At 59.3% G+C, this 18,339-nt stretch carries 10 protein-coding genes; 8 read left to right on the forward strand and 2 right to left on the reverse strand.

Annotation, left to right across the window (positions count from 1 at the left end; genetic code table 11):
* Window positions 1-332: 332 nt before the first annotated feature.
* From H6B30_RS03535 to H6B30_RS03550, 4 genes are all read left to right on the forward strand, one after another.
* Window positions 333-3,176, forward strand: a complete 2,844-nt coding sequence (locus H6B30_RS03535; RefSeq protein ID WP_439116956.1) for a TonB-dependent receptor — start codon at window positions 333-335, stop codon at window positions 3,174-3,176.
* Window positions 3,177-3,406: 230 nt separating this feature from the next.
* Window positions 3,407-4,375, forward strand: a complete 969-nt coding sequence (locus H6B30_RS03540; RefSeq protein WP_439116954.1) for a metallophosphoesterase — start codon at window positions 3,407-3,409, stop codon at window positions 4,373-4,375.
* A gap of 867 nt (window positions 4,376-5,242) precedes the next feature.
* Window positions 5,243-6,658, forward strand: coding sequence for a glycoside hydrolase family 28 protein (locus H6B30_RS03545; RefSeq protein ID WP_205107985.1), 1,416 nt, complete (start codon window positions 5,243-5,245; stop codon window positions 6,656-6,658).
* Window positions 6,659-6,765: 107 nt separating this feature from the next.
* The gene (locus H6B30_RS03550) at window positions 6,766-8,202 is read left to right on the forward strand and encodes a sialate O-acetylesterase (protein WP_205107987.1); all 1,437 of its coding nucleotides are present in this window, start codon (window positions 6,766-6,768) and stop codon (window positions 8,200-8,202) included.
* A 166-nt stretch (window positions 8,203-8,368) separates the two neighbouring features.
* Here the strand turns inward: H6B30_RS03550 and amrS are convergent, their stop codons facing one another.
* On the reverse strand, window positions 8,369-9,400 hold the full coding sequence (amrS, locus tag H6B30_RS03555; RefSeq protein WP_239483514.1) for an AmmeMemoRadiSam system radical SAM enzyme: 1,032 nt from the start codon (window positions 9,398-9,400) through the stop codon (window positions 8,369-8,371).
* 18 nt (window positions 9,401-9,418) lie between these two features.
* Window positions 9,419-10,918 (reverse strand): AmmeMemoRadiSam system protein B, encoded by a 1,500-nt coding sequence (gene amrB, locus H6B30_RS03560; RefSeq protein WP_239483516.1) that lies wholly within the window; start codon window positions 10,916-10,918, stop codon window positions 9,419-9,421.
* A gap of 1,030 nt (window positions 10,919-11,948) precedes the next feature.
* Between amrB and H6B30_RS03565 the strand changes: the two genes are divergently transcribed.
* From H6B30_RS03565 to H6B30_RS03580, 4 genes are all read left to right on the forward strand, one after another.
* Window positions 11,949-15,212, forward strand: coding sequence for a hypothetical protein (locus H6B30_RS03565; RefSeq protein WP_205107991.1), 3,264 nt, complete (start codon window positions 11,949-11,951; stop codon window positions 15,210-15,212).
* A 93-nt stretch (window positions 15,213-15,305) separates the two neighbouring features.
* Window positions 15,306-15,896 (forward strand): lipocalin family protein, encoded by a 591-nt coding sequence (locus H6B30_RS03570; RefSeq protein ID WP_205107993.1) that lies wholly within the window; start codon window positions 15,306-15,308, stop codon window positions 15,894-15,896.
* A gap of 374 nt (window positions 15,897-16,270) precedes the next feature.
* The gene (locus tag H6B30_RS03575; RefSeq protein ID WP_205108000.1) at window positions 16,271-17,533 is read left to right on the forward strand and encodes a 3-phosphoshikimate 1-carboxyvinyltransferase; all 1,263 of its coding nucleotides are present in this window, start codon (window positions 16,271-16,273) and stop codon (window positions 17,531-17,533) included.
* Entirely contained in the window at window positions 17,530-18,336 is an 807-nt protein-coding gene (locus H6B30_RS03580) for a metal ABC transporter permease (RefSeq protein ID WP_205108002.1), read from the forward strand. Before H6B30_RS03575 ends, H6B30_RS03580 begins: the two co-directional genes overlap by 4 nt.
* The last annotated feature ends 3 nt before the right edge of the window (window positions 18,337-18,339 follow it).

Raw genomic sequence — 18,339 nt, forward strand, 5'->3', positions numbered from 1 at the left:
GCGTGGCTTTATATGCTGCAAAGTTAATGAAAAAAGGGCAAACGCCCACTACCTGCCACGCCCAAAACATCATGCCGGGGCTGTTTCGCCGTGCCGTGCAAGTGGCACCGTCGGGGCGGCGACACCACGAGACACCGAAGCCATGCGGCCCGTGAGCCACGCCCGTCACCGCCATTACACATATTTATATTATATAAGGGCCATCGCCGCGGCAACCCTGTGGCGTAACATCGATGCAACACTATCGTCTCAATTCCTTAACTGCCGTGTTACGCTTTGTTTACATACCTTAAGTAATTTTGCAACCAGAAAAGACATAAACTGTGAATATGATGAAGACGGTAAGTAGATTTGTAATGACAGCGGCCATCGCCGCAAGCATGACCACGGGCGCTTGGGCCGTCCAGGAGGCCGAAGCCGACCTTGGTTCCGTTACAGGACGCATCACCGACAGCGAGAAACGTGTGCTGCCGGGAGCATCCGTTATTGTGGAAGACCTGCACACGGGCGTAACAACCGACATCAACGGCTACTACAAGCTGCCCGTGCTGAAGCCGGGAACCTACACGCTAAAGATTTCATACGTGGGATATGCCCCCATCACCCGCAAGATAACGGTCACCGACAAGAAGTCGCAGGTAAACAATTTCGTGATGAGCGAGGGCCACGAACTGAAGGAGATAGAGGTGCAGGGGGCGCTCAGCGAGCAGCGCCGGGCCCTCCAGATGCAGAAGAGCGGCATGGGATTGACCAACGTTGTGTCGGCCGACCAGGCCGGGAAGTTCCCCGACTCAAACATAGGTGACGCCCTCAAGCGCATAAGCGGCATCAATGTGCAATACGACCAGGGCGAAGCGCGATTCGGACAGGTGCGCGGCACGAGCGCCGACCTGACCTCGGTGACCATCAACGGCAACAGGATTCCGTCGGCAGAAGGCGACACACGCAACGTGCAACTCGACCTCATACCATCCGACATGATTCAGACCATCGAGGTAAACAAGGTCGTCACCTCCGACATGGACGGCGACGCGATAGGCGGAGAGATAAACCTCGTGACAAAGAACACGCCGTTCCACCGAGTGCTCAACTTCATGGTGGGCACCGGCTACAGCTGGATTAGCGGAAAGCCGCAGTGGAACCTCGGGGCCACGTGGGGCCAGCGCTTCTTCGACAACAAGCTCGGCGTCATGGCGTCGGCCTCATACCAATACGCACCGGGAGGCTCCGACAACACCGAATTTGAGTATGACACCGACGACGACGGCGTGGTGCTGAAAGAAATCCAGGCGCGCCAATACTACGTGACGCGCGAACGGCAGAGCTATTCGCTGGCCCTCGACTATCAGTTCAACCCGCTCAACAAGATATCGTTCAAGGGAATATACAACCGCCGCAACGACTGGGAGAACCGGTTCCGCGTGCAGTACAAGGACCTCGACGAGGATGTGCAGGAGATAACGATGGAAACCAAGGCCGGAGCCGACAACACCAAGGACGCAAGACTGGAGCGGCAGCAGACCATGGACTTCACTCTCGACGGACAACACTACATCGGCAACCTCAAGATAGACTGGGCTGCAAGCTACTCGAGAGCCACCGAGGAACGCCCGAACGAACGCTACGCCTCGATAAAATACAAAGACATCGACGTTGCCAGCGGCCTGCAGGACGTGGGCGGAAGGCAGCCTTACACCACCGTGGCCATACCGTCGATAAGCGACGAGGGCTGGGAGTTCGACGAACTGACCAACCAAGACGAGGACATAGAGGAGAATGAGTACAAAGCCCGCCTCAACTTTGAACTGCCGCTCGCCAAGGGCCGCTTCGGCAACAAGCTCAAGTTCGGCGGCAAGTACACCTACAAGGACAAGAGCAAGGACGTCAGTTTCTATGAGTTCGACGGCGAAGAGATGCTCGGCGACTGGCGCAAGCAAGTGTCATACAAGATTCGCGACGGGTTCATGCCGGGCAACTTCTACCCCATCAACTCGCCTTTCATAAGCAAAGAGTTCCTCGGCGGGCTGCAGCTATACTCTCAGTATGGCGACGAGGTGTATGAAGAGGAGGCCGGCAACTACGACGTGAAAGAGCAGATCACGGCAGGCTACATACGCTTCGACCAGAAGCTGGGCAGCAAACTCGACGCCACCATCGGACTGCGCGTGGAGCACACCTCGCTGAAGACCAACGGATTCAACTACCAGGCGTGGGAAGAGGCCGAGCTGGACGACGCCGGCCAGCCCGTGCTCGACGAAGACGGCGAGCCGCAGATGCAAGACCGGGAGAGCCTTACGCCCACCGGCGAGTACAAGCACAACTACACCAACGTGCTGCCGAGCGTGCTGCTGAAATACAGGGTGAACGACGACTTCAACATACGCGCATCGTTCACCGAGACACTCTCGCGCCCGAAATACTCTGCCCTGATAGCCAACAAGACGTTTAACCTGGCCGACGAGGAGGCAACAATAGGCGACCCGAACACGGAGCCAACCACTTCGTTCAACTACGACCTCTCGGCCGAATACTACTTCAAGAGCATCGGCCTGGTCAGCCTGGGCCTTTTCTACAAAGACATCAAGAACGTCAACGTTGAAACCATCGGCTACTACACCGGCGAGGAGCTCGGACTGAGGGGCAACACCAATGAGTTTGAGGTTGAGCAGAACATGAATGCATACGACGCGCGCATCTTCGGCGTCGAGGTGGGCTACCAGCGCGACTTCGGTTTCATCTCGCCCGCGCTGAAGTGCCTCGGGTTCTACGGCAACTACACGTACACCCACAGCACCACCCGCAACTATAACGAGCGCCTGGGCATAACCGACGGCGACGACGTAAAGATGGCCGGGTCGCCCGAACACACCGCCAACGCATCGCTGTACTTCGAGAAAGCCGGCGTGAACGTGCGCCTGTCGTACAACTTCGCGTCTGAGTTCATCGACCAGATGAACACCGGCGCACGCGCACTCGACCGCTACTACGACAAGGTGAACTACCTTGACCTCAACGCAAGCTACACATGGGGGCGCGACACCAAGTTCACAGTGTTCGCAGAAGCCCACAACCTGCTCAACCAACCGCTGCGCTACTACCAGGGCGAGAAGGACAGGACGATGCAGGTGGAATACTACGGCGTGAAGGTAAACGCCGGTTTCAAAATCAACCTGTAACCAACAACACCTCACGGGCGGACCGCTTGAACACCAAGCGGCCCGCCTTTGCGTTGTGGCGTGCCACCGGCGGCAGCAAGCCCCGGCTGCAAGGGCAGGGCGAAACACATATTAAAATACTGTTACCGGGGCCGCATTTCAGGTTGTTTTCAGAAACTTACGCCACCTTTGCGCCACGAAACAGCGAACAAGCAACATTATACAACAAAACAGAAACAACACAAACGATTATGAAAACATTCAAGACGCTTGGCCGGCAGATGATGACCTGCATGGCCGCAATGGCACTGACACTGGCCACGGGCACCGCCGCCGTGGCCCAGACACCGGCCGACTGGGAGAAGATGGGCGGCGACGTGGTTCTTTACATGGCCAACGACCTGGGCCGAAACGGATACTATGAGCAGAAGCCCGTGGCCGAGCTCATGGGGCGCGTGGCCGAGACCACAGGGCCGGAACTGATCATCGCTGCCGGCGACGTGCACCATTTCGAGGGCGTGGCCTCAGTAAACGACCCGCTGTGGATGACAAACTACGAGCTCATATACTCGCACCCGGAACTCATGCTCGACTGGAACCCGATAATGGGCAACCACGAGTACCGTGGCAACACGCAGGCAGTGATAGACTATTCGAAGGTGAGCAGGCGCTGGGACATGCCTGCCCGCTACTACACCAAGGTGGTCGACGAGGACGGAACAACCGTGCGCATTGTCTTCATCGACACAACGCCGCTCATATCAAAGTACCGCGAGGAAACCGACAAGTACCCCGACGCCGCCAGGCAAGACAACGCCGCACAGCTGGAGTGGCTTGACAACACGCTCAAAAACGCCAAAGAAGACTGGGTGATAGTGGTTGGCCACCACCCGATATACGCCCAGACAAGCAAGGACGACGTGGAACGGCAAGACATGCAGCGCCAGCTTCTGCCCATACTCCACAAGTATGGCAACGTGGCAATATACGCCTGCGGCCACATACACAACTACCAGCACATCAAGATGGCGGGCGACGACATCGACTACGTGGTCAACACGTCGGGCTCTCTGGCCCGCAAGGTCGAGCCAACCACGGGAACCGTGTTCTGCGCGGGGGTCGAAGGATTTTCTGTGATATCCGCCACGAAAAAGCAACTCAACATGTACATGCTCGACAAGACGGGCAAGGCAATACACACCGTGACCAAAAACAAGTGACCGCCGGCCACAACCGAAAATGCGGGGCTGCCACCGAGGCTGCCCCGCATTTGCATTATTGCAGGGCGGAGCAGCGCCCGCCGACGGCCGTTGCCGGCAAGCATCAACCCAAGACACAGCCCGCCGAATGGCAACGGAACACCCCGCCCAAGCTCGCCCCGACGGCACCGCACAGCCAAACGGCACGTTCGGCAACCTAAAACGGCACATACGGCACCCCAAAACGGCTCGTTTCGCAACGCAAAACGGCACGTATTGCCAACTGCCTGCATATCAGCGCATTGGCACCATAGCCCGGCCGGCCGGACAATCACGGCCAACACACAAAGAAAAGCCCGTGCATTTGCTTCTGCGGAGTCTCCTCCCCGCCACAAACGCACGGACTTCCGGGCTTAAATTCAGATTATAAAGAAAAGAGTAAATATAATACGCCTCTTCGTCGAACATATCCCATGCTCTCCCAAAAAGCCGGGCCTCGGCTGGCCCGAAATATAGAATTAAAATATCACAAGGTGCTCATCTATTTCTCAATGGCACGTCGCAAAGATACGAAAAAATATTTCAAATCAACACGTTTTTGCCTAAAAATTTTTCTATTTCGCAAATATTTCTCCCTAAAAGCGAGATTTCGGCAGCCAAACACGCATCGTTGGTCGTCACATCGCCGCCATTTCGCCCCATCCTGACGACGCTTGACGCTATATGGCCAGCCCCGCCCACCCCATGGCAACGCCGGCACTGCAACATGGCGGGCCAAAGGGCGCAGTGCATTAAAATTAATGAAAAAGAGGCGTTTCTGCCAAAATAATGCTATTTTTGCAGGCAAAGACGAAGCTACTAAACGCAAACGAAACTAAAATAACGACAATGAAAAGACCCAAGACACTTATGAGCCTGCTGCTCGGCGTAGCATCCGTCATGACGCTCAGCAGCTTCACCGTTGCCGAGTACGACTCAATCAAGGTGGCGGCGCCGTTCCCCATGCCGGCAATAGCCATCTACGACTTCCCGCACAACGACTTCTCGATTGCCGACTACGGCGCAAAGAAGCAGGGTACCGACACCGACGAAAACTGCACCACGGCCAACACCGAGGCGTTCAAGCGGGCAATGCAGGCCTGCAACGAGGCCGGAGGAGGCCGCGTGGTGGTGCCCGACGGGGTATGGCCCTGCGGCCCCATCCACTTCAAGAGCAACTGCGAGCTGCACCTGAGCGACGGTGCCACGGTGCTCTTCTCGTCAGACCCGGAGCGGTTTCTGCCCGCCGTCGAGGTGAGCTGGGAAGGGCTGGAGTGCATGAACTACTCGCCCATGGTGTATGCCTACCAATGCGAGAACATCGCCATCACCGGAGGAGGCAAGCTCACGCCCGACATGACCACCTGGAAAACGTGGTTCAGCCGCCCGAAGCCTCACCTCGAGGCCCTCAAGCAGCTCTACGACTGGGGCTACCGGGGCACGCCCGTGGCCCAGCGGCAGGCTGCCGTGGGCCAAAACCACCTGCGCCCGCACATGATTCACTTCAACCAGTGCCGCAACGTGCTGCTCGACGGGTTCAAGATACGCAACTCCCCGTTCTGGACAATACACATGTACCGCTGTGAGGGGGGCGTGGTGCGCAACCTCGATGTGTATGCCCACGGCCACAACAACGACGGAATAGACATCGAGATGACCCGCAACTTCCTGATAGAAGACTGCGTCTTCGACCAGGGAGACGACGGGGTGGTAATCAAGTCGGGCCGCAACCACGACGCATGGCGCATAGGGCGCCCCACAGAAAACATTGTGGTGCGCAACTGCCGCGTGCGCAACGCCCACGGACTGCTCGTGGTTGGCAGCGAGATTTCGGGCGGAATACGCAATGTCTACATGCACGACTGCTCGATGGACGACAAGGTCATCACGCTGTTCTACCTGAAGACCAACCACCGCCGCGGCGCATTCATCGAGAACATCTACATGGAGCGCGTCAGCGCAAACCGCATGCAGCGGGCCTTTGCCGTAGACACCGACGTGCTGTACCAGTGGAAGGACCTCGTGCCAACGTACAAAGACTCCATCACCGCCATAAGGAACATCTTCATGCGCGACGTCAGATGCCATGAGGCCGACGGCATTTACGAGATAAACGGCGACAAACGGCTGCCCGTAAAGAACGTAAACATAGAGAACCTTGAGGTGGACACCGTGCGCAAATACACCACACGGGCTGCCAATGTGGAGGGCCTGAACACAAAGAACATAAAGTGGAAGGCCTTTGCAGGCAAGGAAGACAAGTGAAAAACGCAAGCCGGCGCCCCTGCCTGTGGGCGCCGGCAGCCCGCCGGGCCTGCCGCACGACGGCGTGAGGCGGGCCCGGCACCACGACCAACCATACTTCACAAACTATGAAAAGAACATTATTGGCAATCATGGCCGCCATTGTTGCGGCCGCGGCGGCACATGCCCGGATAAGCACTCCGCCCATACTGTCGTCAGACATGGTGCTCCAGCAGGGGCGCCCGGTGCCCGTGTGGGGCAAGGCAGCCCCGGGCGAGCGCATAACGGTGACCTTCGGGAAGCAGAAAACGAGCACCCGCGCCGCGGCCGACAGCTCGTGGCGCGTCACGCTGAAGCCCATGGCGGCTTCGGCCACGCCGCGCACGCTTACCATAAAAGGCCGCCGCGAGACCATTGAATACACCAACGTGGTGGTGGGCGAGGTGTGGATAGCCGCCGGACAGTCTAACATGCAGTACTCCATGCGCCGCCACAAGGCCTTCGTGCCACCGGCCCACGGTGTCGACTCGGCCATCGTCGAGATGCAGAAACCGGCCAACGCCATGCTGCGCGTCTACGTCTCGGCGCGCAAAGGCCAGCGGCCTTGGGCACCGGCCAGCGGCGAGAGCCTGCCCGACGTGTCGACCGTGGGCTATTACTTCGCCCGTTCGCTGCAGCGGAGCCTCAACGTCCCGGTGGGCATCATCACCGCCGCGCTCGGCGGAACGCACATAGAGACATGGACGCCGCGCGCCGCCTACGAGGCGTCGCCGCTGTTTGCCGCCGAGATGGGGCAGCGAGGGCGCATCGACGGCATAGGCCCGGGGCAGTGGTACGCAACGTTCGTCGAACCGCTCTTGCCGTTTGCCGTGCGAGGCTTTGCTTGGTACCAGGGCGAAAACAACTGCGGCTCGGGCGACAGGCGCTACGCCGACAAGTTCAAAGTGATGGCCGACTGGTGGCGCAAGGCCTTCGACGCCCCCGACGCGCCCTTCTACTATGTGCTGCTGGCGCCCCACGTCTACTCCGACAGGATGCACCGCCACAACCATGGGCCCCAGACGGCAGAGACGCTGCCGCTGTTTCGCGAACAGCAGAAGCGCGCCGGCAAGCTGGCCGGCAACTGCGAGTATGTCTGCATAACCGACCTTGTGGACGACATCCACGACATTCACCCGTCGTACAAATGGACTGTGGGCGCACGCCTGGCCCGCGTGGCCCTGGCCAAGACCTACGGCCACGGTGGCACAGAGTGGTCGGGGCCGCGCTTCAAGGCCGCCCGCGCCGCCGGCGGAAAGCTCACCGTGACCTTCAGCCACTGCGCCGACAGCCTGAGGGCTGCCGACGGGAAGCGCATCGGATGGTTTGAGGTGGCGGGCGACGACGGCATTTTCCACCCCGCCGTGGCCGACATACAGAGCGACAGCACCGTGGTGGCATACAGCGTCGACGTGGCCAGCCCACGCTACGTGCGCTTCGGATGGCACGAGACGGCACAGCCCAACCTCGAAAACTCGGCCGGGCTGCCTGCCGTGCCGTTCGCCGCGATGAAAGCCGGCGACTGAACCGGCCCACGGCGGCAACCACCCCGCGCAACACTCTGGGCCACAACGAGTTGCAAAACGGGCCGTTTGACATTCCCAAACGGCACATATCACAAGGCCAAACAGGCCGTCCGGCATTGCCGGACGGCCTGTTTGGCAACATCCCCCACCCTTCAACGACCGGTGGTCAATGCCACACGCCGGCCACAGGCTGGCCGCACCGGGGGCAGAGGCCGTCGAACCCCGCCTTGTCGACGGCATAGCCGCAGCGCCTGATGAGCGTCGCGCCACACCGGGGGCAAACGGTATCGGCCGCGCCGGGCATGTCGACATTGCCTATATACACATGCCTGATTCCGCAATCGAGCGCCACGCGCCGCGCCTCGACCAGCGTTGCCACCGGCGTGGGCGGCACCCCGGACATGCGGTGGCACGGGAAGAAACGGCTGAAGTGCAGCGGGGCACTGCCGAGGGAGTTGGCCGCGAGCCACCGGCACATGCTGGCCACAAGCCTCATGTCGTCGTTGAAGCCCGGTATCACAAGGTTGGTCACCTCGAGCCAAACGCCCGCGTCGCGCATCATGCAGAGCGTGCGGAGCACGGGGTCGAGCGCGGCGCGGCTCACCCGGCGGTATACCGCATCGGAAAACGACTTCAGGTCTACGTTGGCCGCATCGATCAGCGGCAGCAGCCCGGCCAGCGGCTCACTGCATACGTAGCCTGCCGTGACCAGCACGTTGCGCAGGCCGCGCTGCCGGCACTGCCCGGCGCAATCGCGGGTGTACTCAATGTAGGTGAGCGGCTCGGTGTAAGTGTAGGCCACAATGCCGCACCCGCAGGCCACGGCCATGGCAGCCACGTCGGCGGGCAGCAGTCGCCGCGACGGCACGTCGGCCGGTGCAGCCTGCGATATGGCGTGGTTCTGGCAGTTGAGGCACGCCAGGTTGCAGCCGGCCGCAGCGATAGAGAAGCACTCAGAGCCCGGCATGAAATGCAGCAGCGGCTTCTTCTCAACCGGGTCGGCGCCCAAGGCGCACACCCTGCCGTAGGCCTCGGCCAGCAGGCGGCCGCCGCGGTTCACCCTGTTGCGGCACAGTCCGCGCTGCCCCTCGCCCAGGGTGCACCGGTTGGGGCACAGCAGGCACCTCACCGCCCTGCCCCCGCAACTCTCCCAATATTCGGCCTCGCGCATCGGGAAGCCATCATCCAGCCTTGTCATGGCGCACTCCTCCAGCTGTCAGTCTTCGCCAAACACGTCGGCCTCATACACATACAGCTCGGCGGCGCGCCAGCCGTCCCATCCCAGTCCGGCCTTGTCGCGCGAGCAGTGGCCCAGAAACTCCTCGCGCGTCCAGCCCGTGTCGGTGGCCACCTGCGGCAGGAACGTGCCCGAGCGGCCGCCCTTCACTATGAGTATGCCATGCCTGCCGAGCTCCACCTCGGCCTCGGAGGCCACGCGGCGCAGGGGCGACAGCACCGACACCTCGATGCTTATGCCCGGCAGCTCGGCGGCGCCGACAGGACTGAAGCGCGGGTCGTCGAAGGCCGCCGCGCGCGCCATTTCGCCCACCGTCTGCCACAACGGCCTGCGTCCCACCAGGTTTCCGATGCAGCCACGCAGCCTGCCGCCGGCGCTAAGCGTCACAAAGGCCCCGCAACGGGCCTTGAGCGCTGGCGTCAGCAGGGCCTCGTCGACGGGCCGGATGCGCCGTCCGGCCAGGCTGTCGGCTATGCTCTGCCTCGCAATGGCAAGCAAAGCAGACTTCTCAGCCCGGGTGAGCGCAAAGCGGCCGTGGCCCAGTGGCTCGCCGGCCGAGGCCCCGCGGCCGACGGCGGCAAAGGCGTGGTAGCCCACCACGCGGGCGGTGTCGCCGTAAGGCGAGTCGCCCGAGTTGCTGTAACCCAGGTGCTCGATGCACAGGTCGGGCCTGCCCTCCATGAGCATGAGCAGCACCACTATGGGCGACTGGCCGCAGGCGCTGGTGTAAAGGTTGCGCACGCCGCGGCGCGCATTGCCGGCCAAGGCCTCGACAAAGGCGCCTGCCGATGCCGTGAGCACCGCGTCGGCCGTCTGCCTGTCGGCCTCAACGGCGTCGGCATAAGCCGGGTAGTGAGAGAAGTCGCTGCTCACGACAAACAGGTTGGCAGCCGTGAAATACGGGCGCAACGCATCGGCCACACGGCGCAGCTTGCCCATGTCGGCCGTGCCCACGATGAGCGGCACCACCGGCGGCATGCTGTCGAGCCTGACCTGCAGGAACGGCAGTTGGACCTCGAGGCAGTGTTCGCCCTGGTGGGCTTCGGGCAGGAAGTCAAACAGACTGTCGGCCACGGCCAAGCTGCGGCAGACGGCCGTGTCGACAGCCACCCGGCCCAGCGGCGTGGCATAGGCGCCATAGCCGAGCTCAACCGAAACGCCGTCGAAAGCGGCCCGGTGGCTCGGCCCGAGCAGGAAGATGCGCTCGTAGCGCGTGGCGGGCGATATGCGCGCAAAGGCCAGACCGGCCGTCCGGCCGGAAAATACGTAACCGGCATGGGGCGCTATGACGGCCTGCACATCGCCGCGGGCGCTGCAGCCCGCCATGCCGATGAACCCTTCTACCTCGGCCCGCAACGTATCGGCCGCGGCAGGATAAAACTGCCCGGCCACGGCTGCGGGCCTGCACCTTGCCTCGCCTTGAGGCTCGGTGCAACCAATGTTTACAGCCATGATGATCAACAGTATTAACAGTTTCAATAATTTTTGCATGACAACAAGTGTTTGCCGGGCGTCCCTCGGCCACGCCCGGGCCCGCCCACACTGCCACTGCCAAGGGGGCCGACGGCCGTGGCGGCCGATGGGGCGCGGCACGGCGGGGGCGCAGGCGGGGCTCAGGCCGGCTTCACCGGCCCACTGACAAAGATACGGAATATTAGGATACGATGTATCGCCCAGCCCGTTTTTTTGTTTCAAAAAGCCTCAGCCCGCCCACGGCCGCGGCGTCTGATGTCGCCTATGGACGTGGTTTCGGCAAATGGCAATGACAAGAAAATGTAAGAAAATGCCTACGACGGCCGACCGGTGGGGCCCATTGGCCAAAGCCACTGAGGCACAGCCACTTGCGCCCTGTGCCGACATAGCTTTGCAAAACGGCCGCCATGACCGTGCAAAACGGGCCGTACGGCAATGCAAGACGGGCCGTACGGCAGGGCCAAACAGGCTAGACGGCGGGGCCGCCCTGCCAGTGTAAACAAAAGATACCACCGGCATTGCGGCGGGCTCGGGGCTCGACGGCCGCAAAAGCCTGCCCATGGCTATGGCCCGGAGGCATATTGGTGATGGCGAACAAGAGCGGTGGGGATGTAAGTTTCTCTTATGGAGAGATGGCATTTTCGCTGCAAAGATACAATTAATCCAATAAACTCACAAATATTTCGACGTCTTTTTTTCGCTTAACGACTATTTTACTAAACAGTAGTTGAGCAAAACGAAGCCAAACATTACTACTATGCCAACCAACGGCCCGGGCATGAAAACACAACCGAATGATGGACGCCACATGCATGAAAGCCACCGGCCACACAGCCCTAACACCCTTTCAGACAACACACAAAAGCCTCAGCAAACTGACTGAAGCAGCCCAACGGCAAACCATAGCGCAACTCTGCCACGGCCAAACACTCGACCCGGGACAAAAACAGCGACAATCTCTCCATAAGAGACGGACATTTTTCAAGCTCATGGAACAGCGAGAATAAATATAGTTTCTTATTTAATAATTAATCGTATGAAAAGAAAGTTTATTAGTGCACTGCTTTTCGGAGCCCTCGTCACGGCCTCGACAAGTACGTTCGTTTCTTGTAAAGACTACGATGACGACATCACCGAGCTCCGTGGTCAGATTACAACAAACGCAACAGACCTGTCTTCGCTGGTCGACGAGAAGCTTGGCAATGCCGAAAATGAGATTGCCGCATTGAAAGAACAGGCGTCAAGCCTTGACGAGGCCTACAAGAAGGCCGACCAGGCTCTGAACGACGCCATCATGAACGCGACCAACGACGCACAGGGCTACGCCGAGATTCAGGCACAGCAAGCACAGACCGCTGCCATCGATGCTGCCCGCCAGCTCGTGGAAGAGGCATCGGCCAAACTGCAGGAGGCCTTGGACAAGGCCAACAGCATCATCGACGAGCAGGGCAAGACGGTGGAGGCTCTGCTCAAGGCCGACGAGGAACTGCAGAACGGAATAGACGCTGCAACATCGCGCGCGAACGACGCTTACACGCTGGCTGAGCAGGCAAGCAAGAGCGCCGCCGAGGCTTCGCAAGCCGCAAAGGACGCTGCCGACAAGGCAGCCGAGGTGGCCGACGACCTGAAGACCATCAACGAGACGCTGAGCAGTCAGCTCAACGTCATCGAAGGCTCGCTCAAAGAGGTGAAAGAGACGGCCGAAGACGCTGCGTCGAGGATAACGGCCCAGGAGAACGCATTGGATGCCCTTGAAAAGAGCAACAGCGACGCGCTCGAGGCACTCGGAGCCGAAGACGACGCGCTCAGGCAGCTTATCGAAGCCAACCAGACGAAGATAGACGACCTGAGGAAAGAGCTCGAACCGCTGAAGACCGCTGCCGACGAAGCCCTGGCAAGCGCCAAGGAATACACAGACAAAAAGGTGGAAGAGGCACTTGGCGGCATAAGCTCTGTAGGCACGGCCATAGAGGATCTGAAGAAGGAGTATGCTGCAGCCGACGAACTGATAAAGGATGATGTAAGCAGCCTTAAGACAACGGTCGAAGGCATCGAGGATGACCTCAAGGTGGTCAACGTCAAGCTGGCCAACATCAACAGCCGGCTCAACTTCAACGTCAACAATCTCATCACGGGAATAATCTATCAGGATGCCACCGAATACAACGTGTTTGCAAAGGTGGGCACGGCCGGGGCAGTGTTCGCCAAGGACGACGCCGAGAAGAAGACGGCCATATTCCCCTACGAGGGCTATAGCGGATATGCAAAGCTGACCGTGGGCCACTACAACATACAGGAGTATGCCGGCGAGATATACGCCACGGTAAACCCGACCGACATCGATGCGTCGACAGCCGTAATCAACCTTGAGAACAGCCTGGGCGACCGCAACACCATATACAGCCTCGGCGTGGCCAAGCCGGCAGAAGGACACCTCATCGAAACGCGCGCCACGACGTCGAAGAACGGACTGTGGAAACTGCCAGTGAACAGTATCACGTCGTCTACCGACGACCCGACGAAGCGCGTGGAAGCCAAGGCTCTCTATGCACTGACCACCAATTATGAGCAGGACACGCTCGACGCAGAGGGCAATATTGTGAAGATACAGAAGAAGATATACTCTCACTATGCCATCAACAAGGTGCCGCAGGCCGCCACGGCAGCCTCAAGCATCGACATGGACGTGATTGGCCATGGCGACAACCTTGACAACAACCCGGCCAAAGGCATCGACATCCAGTTCTCGGCACTTAACGGCGAGCTGAGGCTGAGCACCAACGGGAAGCGCGTTTACAAGAAGTTCGTAGAGTGCGTAAGCGTGGTCAACAGCGAGGGCAAGCCCCTGGCCGACGGCGTGAAGACGTTCAACGAAGCCAACAGCCAGCTGTACACCATACTCGCCGCCAACGACTATGGCAAGGAAGACACCATAAACGTGACCTGCCCGGAGAGCTACAAGAACTACACCGTGACGCTGCGCTACTACATCTGGAACTACAACGGATCGGTGAGCGCCATCGACAAGAAGCTGGTATTCAACCAGACGCTGTGGGGACAGGACAACACCTCGCTCACAATGGCCCCGACGGGCTCGTCAACACAGGCCGTATACTCTGACGACTTCGGCAAGTTCGCATTCGTCAACGGCGAGAAGAGCTCCAACGGAACTACCTGGAGCCAAGAGGCTTACTACGTAGAGGCTACTGTGGGCAACGACGATGCCGACATAAAAGGTGCCGTAATCAACCTCAACAGCGCCGACAAGAGCACCAATTACGAGGCTGTCACGGTAGGGGCCGCAAGGAGAGCGCTCAACACTTCGACACTCGACAAGATCAAGCAGCTGCAACTGTCGTACGACCCGAGCACGCTCGAGCTCGACCACGAGTACAACATCACACTGACGTTCTTCGACCGCAACGGCTTCAAGGTGAACATTGTGAACATCAGCTTCACCATGACCGTACCGACAGGTAAGCCAAGCCCATGGCACATCGAGGCTGCATTCGACACCGAGGACAAGCTCACCATCGCATGGGCCACACCCGACAAGAACGACGCAACCAACACAACGGGATGGTACGACCTCAGCGGCTCGTTCTACCAGATTGACAACGGATTCCCCACAGCAGGCGACCCGTACTCATTCAAGCTCAACGACAGCGAATCGTATGCACCGGGCGAGGCCAACCACAAGTTCTTGCCAACGCAGATGCCGGCTGCATCCAACTACGTGATGTATGTGCCCAACGCCGCCATCAACCAAAAGGCTAACGAGGAGCACACCTACACGATGACAGGCGGAATAATGTTCTACGGACTACCAAACCTCATCAGCTACAATGGTGAAGGCGGATTCGCCGACGAATTCCAGATTAAGTTCCTCTCGCCGATACGATATGCCATCCTCGGAACAAAGGACTACATACCCGGCAAGACCTACGAAGGAATGCAGAACGACGAAATCAGCGTTGACTACCGCCAGAGCGTGACGATAAACAACTCTTACTTCAACGCCCTCGACCCGAAGGAGGCAACGGCAACACGCGTAAACTTCTTCGAGAACAGAGACGCCCGCATCGCCAACACAAGCATCGAGTTCGCCAAGGCTGACGACAGCAACAACGCGTTGTTCAAGGAAATAAAGAGCAATGGCGACGGTACTTACACCCTGGTGACCGACGACAAGGTTTCGATGGTGAAGAATACGGATGTCGACTTCAAGCTCACTGTCACCGACGTATGGGGTGCCGTGACCGAATATACATTCACCGTGACTGTCAAGGCCAATATGTAACAATGCGGCCTTTGGCTCACTGACATCACAAAAGGAGGGGATGGGTTGCTCGGACGAAGCCCCATCCTCTCTTTTAAATAACACTCTTGACTTATGAGAAATGCATTCATGATAGTGGCTTTGACGGCCATGGTGCTTGCCGGATGCTCACAGAAGCGCAGCAACGACGCGGCCCGCAGGAAGGCCGCAACCATAAAAGACCCTACGGTATACGCCAGGATTGAGTCTACCGGCAACGACAGCATAAGCGTGGCCCTGCTGGCAGACAGCAGCCTGATTACGGTTGGCGTGGCCAACGCCGCCGAGCACAAGGCCATCGCCGGCGAACTGACACTGGGCGACACGCTCGCCATGGTGCTCGACGACGGCGGACGGAGCATGGTGGCAGGGGTCAACGTGTCGCAACTCGTCGGGCTGTGGCTCTGCGACGACGGCAGCGGCAACGGACTACGGCTGGCGCCCGACGGCGCCGCAAGCTCGGTGGGAACCGGGAAGCTCACTCTCAGGACGTGGCGGATAGCCAACGGAAGGCTGGTGCTTACCTACATCATGCCCGACGGAACCGACTACACCGAAAAACCGGCACGCACCCGAATAGTGCTTCTCGCCTCCGACAGCCTCAGGATAGAGGTGAACGACACGGTGATGGGCTACACCCGCTCATCGGGATTGCTCACTATATGACAGAAAGCCAACGGAGCCGTAGACCTACATGCACCGGCCGGCAAGGGAAATGATAATGACTTTTCATACCACTCAAAGAAATCTAACGCGTAATCACATTAATAATTGTATGTAATCCGATTGTACCAGGGTAACAACACAAAACATATAGAGTACATTTAAGAGGAGATGGCACCACCGCCTGCGGGCGGAGCATGGTGCCATTTTTTGCGTCCTGGAGCGCCCCCGGCACCTTTCCGCCACGCTACCGCAAGCAACGCAAACCGCGACAGGGGCGTTTGCAAAGTTTTGCACGACGGATTTGCGTGTGCAAATTTTATTGATTAACTTTGCAATCAATAAGTACAATCAGGAACAAACAAAAACACTTGCCCATGCAATACATCATTTATCCACCGGAAAAGCTCAACGCCACGATAACACTGCCGGCATCGAAGAGCATCAGCAACAGGGCACTCATCATACACGCACTGGCCGGAGGCGGGCCAATGCCCGAAAACCTGTCGGACTGCGACGACACCGAGGTCATAGTAAAGGCACTGAACGAAATGCCAGAAGTGATTGACATAAAGGCGGCAGGCACGGCAATGAGGTTCATGACGGCCTTCCTTGCCGTGACACCGGGCGTACACACCATAACGGGAACGGAGCGGATGCTCCACAGGCCCATAGGGGTGCTCGTGGATGCACTGCGCTACATAGGCGCCGAAATAGAGTATGCGGGCGAAGAAGGCTACCCCCCGCTGCGAATAACGGGCAAGCGGCTCGACGGAGGCCCGCTGGTAATAGCCGGCAACGTGAGCTCGCAATACATCTCGGCGCTGCTCATGATAGGGCCCGTGCTGCGCGGAGGGCTCGAGCTGAGGCTCACCGGCGAGATAATATCACGCCCTTACATCGACCTGACGCTGTGGCTGATGAATGCCTACGGGGCAGAGGCCGAGTGGAACGACATAGATACGATAACCGTAAAGCCCAAGCCCTACACCGGGCGGAGGTGGCTAATAGAGAACGATTGGAGCGCCGCCTCATACTGGTATGAGATGATGGCGCTGAGCAACAACCGCGACGACGAGCTGGCACTGGCCGGGCTGGCCGACGGGAGCATGCAGGGCGACTCGTCGGCGCGCTACATATTCAGCCTGCTGGGGGTGAAGACAACATTCGACTGCACCGAGCAGGGACTGCCAACGACCATCCGGCTGAGGCACACCGGGCACAGGCTGCCACGGCTGGAGTACGACTTCGTCAACTCGCCCGACATGGCCCAGACCTTCGTGGCGTGCTGCGCGGCCATGGACATCAAGTTCCGCTTCACCGGACTACAGACGCTCAAGATTAAGGAAACGGACAGGATAGAGGCCCTGAAGACCGAGATGCGCAAGCTGGGCTACGTGCTGCACGACGTCGAAGGACGCGAGCTGACATGGAAGGGCGAGAGATGCGAGGCACAAACACACCCCGCCATCGACACATACGACGACCACCGCATGGCAATGGCATTCGCGCCGCTGGCCATGCGCCACCCGGGGCTTCGGATAAACAACCCCGAGGTGGTGTCAAAGTCGTACCCTCACTTCTGGGACGACCTGCGCCGCGCCGGATATACCGTCGAGGAGGCCGGGCAGGAAGCATGATACTGGAATACTCATTTGTACAGAACGCTCTGCTGGGCAGCCTGCTCGCCAGCATAGCCTGCGGCCTTGTAGGCACCTATATCGTATCCCGCAGGCTCGTTCTCATAAGCGGCGGCATCACACATGCATCGTTTGGCGGCATCGGGCTGGGCGTTTACTTCGGCGTCAACCCCATTCTGGCAGCCATGGCCTTTGCCGTGGCGAGCGCGTGCGGCGTGCAATGGATGTCTGCACGGGGGCGGATACGCGAAGACTCGGCCATCGCCGTGTTCTGGACGTTCGGCATGAGCCTTGGCATAATATTCAGTTTCATGACCCCGGGCTTCGTGGCCGACCTCTCGTCTTACCTCTTCGGCAGCATACTGGCCATCGGACCGGGCGACCTTTGGGTGCTCGGCATTGTCGCGGCGGCCGTCGTTGCCACGTTCGCCCTGCTCATGCGCACCATTGTCTGCACCGCGTTCGACCCTGTGTTCGCCCGTTCGCTACGGCTGCCCGTGCCGGCCATCGAGTACATCATGATGGCACTGACAGCCATGACCATAGTGGCCACGCTCAGGCTTGTGGGCATCGTGCTCGCCATAAGCCTGCTGACAATGCCCCAACTCACCGCCGGCATATTCACCTACAGCTTTCCGCGCATGGCCACACTGAGCATTCTGTTCGGCATGGCATACTGCGCTGGCGGCCTGGCCGTCTCGTATTGGCTCAACGTACCGTCGGGAGCATCAATAATATTCGTGTCAATCATCATTTATGCAGCCCTGAAGACAATAAAAACGGCAGCGGCAAAGTTTATGTAATAT

The sequence above is a fragment of the Marseilla massiliensis genome (assembly GCF_016899955.1).
Lineage (GTDB): Bacteria > Bacteroidota > Bacteroidia > Bacteroidales > Bacteroidaceae > Prevotella > Prevotella intestinigallinarum.

Coding starts and splice junctions, on each gene's coding strand:
- H6B30_RS03565 (WP_205107991.1), top strand. CDS start 11,949: ATGAAAAGAAAGTTTATTAGTGCACTGCTTTTCGGAGCCCTCGTCACG.
- H6B30_RS03550 (WP_205107987.1), top strand. CDS start 6,766: ATGAAAAGAACATTATTGGCAATCATGGCCGCCATTGTTGCGGCCGCG.
- H6B30_RS03575 (WP_205108000.1), top strand. CDS start 16,271: ATGCAATACATCATTTATCCACCGGAAAAGCTCAACGCCACGATAACA.
- H6B30_RS03545 (WP_205107985.1), top strand. CDS start 5,243: ATGAAAAGACCCAAGACACTTATGAGCCTGCTGCTCGGCGTAGCATCC.
- H6B30_RS03570 (WP_205107993.1), top strand. CDS start 15,306: ATGAGAAATGCATTCATGATAGTGGCTTTGACGGCCATGGTGCTTGCC.
- H6B30_RS03535 (WP_439116956.1), top strand. CDS start 333: ATGAAGACGGTAAGTAGATTTGTAATGACAGCGGCCATCGCCGCAAGC.
- H6B30_RS03540 (WP_439116954.1), top strand. CDS start 3,407: ATGAAAACATTCAAGACGCTTGGCCGGCAGATGATGACCTGCATGGCC.
- H6B30_RS03580 (WP_205108002.1), top strand. CDS start 17,530: ATGATACTGGAATACTCATTTGTACAGAACGCTCTGCTGGGCAGCCTG.
- amrS (WP_239483514.1), bottom strand. CDS start 9,400: ATGACAAGGCTGGATGATGGCTTCCCGATGCGCGAGGCCGAATATTGG.